Raw genomic sequence first — 4,666 nt, forward strand, 5'->3', positions numbered from 1 at the left:
TGGAATGAAATATTAGGCTATGCAGAGAATGAATTCACCCCCACTGGGGCAACCGTATTCAAGGCAATACATCCTGACGACGTGAGATACGTGAAAAAGGGTGTTCTTGAACACGTACGAAAAGGCGGGGAGTCACCCTATAAAAGAGAGTTCAGGATGCAAACCAGGGATGGCAACTGGAAATGGGGCACTGCCCGTGGAAAGGTACTTGAGCGTGACGCCAATGGCAGTCCGATCAGGATGATTGGTACATTGACCGATATCACCGAACGCAAACAGTCCGAGATGGATCTTCTCTCGAGCAAGGAGTTGCTTCAGTCAATCATCGAAAGAGCCCCCATACGCGTATTCTGGAAAGATCGCGATTTGCGTTTCCTGGGTTGCAATGAGTTGTTTGCGAAGGATGCAGGCCTTACCCATCCCGATCAGTTGATAGGCAAAACAGATTATGAGATGGGCTGGAAAGAACAGGCCGAACTATATCGGGCAGATGACCTCAAGGTAATTGAGACGGGCCTATCGAAGCTGGATTTCGAAGAGCCCCAAACCACACCGGAAGGACATATAATCTGGGTGCGTACCTCCAAGGTGCCTCTACTGAATCCGACAACGGATGAAATTATCGGTGTCCTGGGCCTCTACGAAGATATCACCGAACGCAAACAGGCAGAGAATGAACTCCGGTTGAGCAAAGAGCAGTTAAGTGAGGCTCAGCGTATAACAAAGACAGGAAGCTGGACACTTGATCTGGCCAACAACCACCTTGATTGGTCGGATGAGGTTTACAGGATATTTGAAATCGACAAGACACAATTTAACTCGTCATACGAGGCATTCCTTGATGCCGCCCACCCTGATGACAGGGAGATGGTCAATCAAGCTTACCTCGATTCACTGAATAGCCATACGCAATACGAAATGACCCATCGCATACTAGTCGGTGATGGCCGTATCAAATATGTACACGAGACTTGTGAAACCCTGTTTGACAAGGACGGTAAGGCCCTGCGCTCCAGGGGAACGGTACAAGACGTAACCGAACAAAAGCAGGCCGAGGAAGAGCTGCGAATCGCAGCCACAGCTTTTGAGTCACAGCAGGGGATCATGGTCACCGATGCAGGTGGCAAAATATTACAGGTCAATAGTGCTTTCATGGAGATGTCGGGGTATAAGGCCGATGAAATCATTGGCAATACACCTAGAATGTTCCAGTCTGGACGCCACGACTCTGCTTTTTATGAGGAGATGTGGAAATGCATCAATAGCGATAGTTTCTGGCAGGGGGAGATATGGGATAAGCGCAAGAGCGGAGAAGTCTACCCCAAGTTACTGACCATCTCGGCAGTAACCGATGCAGACGGTCAAGTAAGCCATTATGTCGGTGCGCATGCTGACATCACCGAAAAAAAGAGCGCTGAGGAAAAAATAGATCACCTGGCTTACTATGACCAACTGACAGGACTGCCAAACAAAATTCAGTTAATGAACATCCTTGAGCAGACACTTGCCGCCTGCGTGCGCGATAATCAATACAGTGCAGTTCTTATGATTGACCTTGATCACTTCAATAAACTCAACAATACGCTTGGTCATGTCGTAGGTGATGAATTGCTTGTCCAGGTAGCAAGGTCCCTTGAGGATTCCACAAGTTCTCTCGATACAGTGGCACGATTCGGTGGAGACAAGTTTGTAGTAATACTTCCGGAACTCGCTGCAGACAAAACCAAAGCAGCCCGCACCGCGGAAAAAGTCACGCGGAATATACTTCAAGCGCTCAATAAGGAATACAAACTTGGAGTTGCCTCTCATCACAGCACGGTCAGTATCGGTGTCAACCTGTTTAGTAGTGAAACACTCACCATCGATGTACTACTGAAGCAGGCTGAACTGGCCATGTATGAATCCAAGTCAGCGGGTCGCAACACGATGAGTTGTTATGACCCTAAAATGCAGTCATCCGTATCCAAGCTGGTCACCATGGAAAAGGAGTTGCGCTCTGCTCTTGATAATGAAGAGTTCTTCTTGCATTACCAGCCACAGGCCAGTTTACAGAATGGTCGCATCATAGGTGTGGAAGCACTGATTCGCTGGAACAGCCCTAAGCTTGGCCTGGTTCCCCCGGTCGAATTCATACCTGTGCTGGAGGAAATGGAGCTTATCGTCGACGTTGGCAACTGGGTGTTGGAAGAAAGCTGCGAGTGTTTGAAAAAATGGCATCAGTCAGGCTTTGATCATATCCGGATAGGCATTAACGTCTCTCCTGCACAATTTAAAAGTAAGAATTTCCTGGATACTGTTAAAGACATATTAAAGAAAACCAAAGTACCGCCTGATTGCGTTGAACTGGAAATTACCGAGGGCGTTGTAATGAATGACCCTCTGTATGCGAAATCTCTGCTGAATGATCTGCACAAGCTTGGATTAAAGATCGCAATAGATGATTTTGGAACAGGTTATTCTTCTCTTTCAAACCTGATGGACCTCCCGTTTGACACTCTTAAAATAGACCGCGCCTTCGTCAAGGGGCTTCCTGACAATGCAGATAGTGTCTCATTCTGCAATACGATCCTGGCCCTGGCGAAGGCTTTGAAACTTCACACCATTGCAGAGGGTGTTGAAGAGGTTTCGCAGTTGCGATTTCTGAACCGCATTGACTGCACAATTATCCAGGGCTTTTATTTCAGCAATCCGCTTCCACCGCAGGAAGTCGAGAAGATGCTGTCCGATGGCGTGTGTTTATCAGTAGCTGACAGACGCTCGGACTTTGCCTTACATGAAGCCTGAATGCCCGTAGAATGAAATAACCCGGTGCTATCAATGCACTGTAGCAGCAACCTTCGCAAACCAGTATTGACTCGCCCTCACCTCCGTGCATGAAGCATATGACGATTTTGACGAACCATGTTCTTACCCGACTCCATAAAAAATAACCCGGCAAGACCGGGTTTAAATACTGCTTCTAGGGAGGGGATTTCCCGGGTTTCCTTCCATACACTGCTCTGGTGCCTGGAAGATCTATATGACTTCGCTATCCAAAGACATCATCGACAAAATTTATACCAGCTGTGCGCGTGACCGACTTCCATCTGCAGGTCTCTCGCTGAAGCTTCGAGCGTATAACTGCCGCTCTCAAGTACCATCCAGTCAATTTGCTCAGCGGGGTGTACCTGGTCCAAGTACATCCACTCCTGAAACTTCAGCTCGAAACCGCCCGGCTCCAGGTTACGTATGCGGGCAACACCCCGTTCAATGCTGTTGTCATCCGGCACACCAATAATGACAACAGGGTTGTTAAAGGCCTGATCAAATTCGACAATCTGCCATCCGTTATCGGCAAATGCAGTTTCCACCAACACCTTTTGTCTCATGATTCAGGCCCTTGTCGATAGGTCTATTTGCACGAGTGACAGGCGTACTTCCGTCAATGCACTCGATCTACCGGCTGAATCACAAAAAGGGAGACACTACAGACACCAGCACGATCATGCTGATGATTTGTGCGACCCCGCTACCTTTAACAAATGAATGTTAATCAGGCCGGTGGCTTTGCGTCCCTCTCTTTCAAGAGGTTTGCCTTTTACATTATTACAATCTAGATGGTTGTAGTCTATTTGTCAAACACCTGAGGTGATTTTAATATAAATTCAACCAACTGGCCATCTAATCAGTATGAACTCTCGGATGATATTCAGAAAAAGTTACATTTGTGAGAAACAAGTGGATTATTCCGGGCTTGAAGTCCCACAGGCGGGACCCCAATAAGAGACGGAAACACGCATACTATGCTGACGTGGATCATTCACTTTAACCACGTAACTGATTATGATCATGCCTATTGTATTGATTAAAAAAAAGCTAGGCATTTAGAGTCATCATTTTTTCGATAACTCTGTGTGTTCTTTATCTCACCATTTTCAATCTGGATAAAAGCAATATGAATACTTCAAGACTAATTTCCTGGATTTTACCCATACTTCTCGCCTTTACTGGCACACAAGCATGGTCTTTCGGTACAAGCATACCTGCCTCCAATTCTGAAGCGATCGCCCACACTGGCAAGGTAGTGGAAACCATGTCCAGTGTTGGCTATACCTATATTAGAGTGGAAGAAAAGGCTAAAACTTACTGGATTGCGCTTCCTGAAATCCAGGTGAGTGTTGGTGAAACGATCAGCTTTTATGAACAAATGCTCATGGAAAACTTCACCAGCAAGTCACTTGATCGAACCTTTGACAGAATTCTTTTTGTCGAAGGAATTAGCAAGGGAACTGAGTTACCTGCAAGAGAAGAGGTCAAACCCTCTCCAAATACAGAACCACCAAAACAACCCAGCGAATCACAAGAATCGAAAGAGTTGGGAAGCCCTGTCGGACGCTTCAGCGTGCAAGAACTAATTCAGAAAAAAGATGAGCTAAACGGAAAGGTTGTTGAGGTAAAAGAAAAAATATCAAAGCTGTCCCGAATGATAATGGGAACAGACTGGGTTCACATTGAAGACGGCACCGGAAGCAAAGAGGATATGGATAACAAAATTATCTTTCGCTCAACTCAAGCCGGTATGGCGGTTGGTGATGAAGTTGTCGCTAAAGGCGTGTTGTATACCAACAAGGATTATGGCTCTGGCTACTTCTACCCGGTCATCGCGGAAGATGCTGTTTTCACAAAA

General features: G+C 46.5%; 3 protein-coding genes and 1 riboswitch. Of the genes, 2 read left to right on the plus strand and 1 reads right to left on the minus strand.

Annotated elements, in window-relative coordinates:
* Positions 1–2,784 (plus strand): EAL domain-containing protein (locus BOW51_RS07735; protein ID WP_135568140.1); only part of this gene is annotated, 2,784 nt, incomplete at its 5' end.
* Positions 2,785–3,041: 257 nt separating this feature from the next.
* Here BOW51_RS07735 and BOW51_RS07740 read toward each other — a convergent pair.
* Positions 3,042–3,356 (minus strand): hypothetical protein, encoded by a 315-nt coding sequence (locus tag BOW51_RS07740; RefSeq protein WP_135568141.1) that lies wholly within the window; start codon positions 3,354–3,356, stop codon positions 3,042–3,044.
* 139 nt (positions 3,357–3,495) lie between these two features.
* Positions 3,496–3,585: riboswitch (cyclic di-GMP riboswitch) on the minus strand.
* 349 nt (positions 3,586–3,934) lie between these two features.
* Here BOW51_RS07740 and BOW51_RS07745 point away from each other — a divergent pair.
* A partial coding sequence (locus tag BOW51_RS07745; RefSeq protein WP_135568142.1) for a GW dipeptide domain-containing protein occupies positions 3,935–4,666 on the plus strand: 732 nt, incomplete at its 3' end.

Source organism: Solemya elarraichensis gill symbiont (assembly GCF_002021095.1).
In the GTDB taxonomy this organism is placed as follows: Bacteria; Pseudomonadota; Gammaproteobacteria; order Chromatiales; family Chromatiaceae.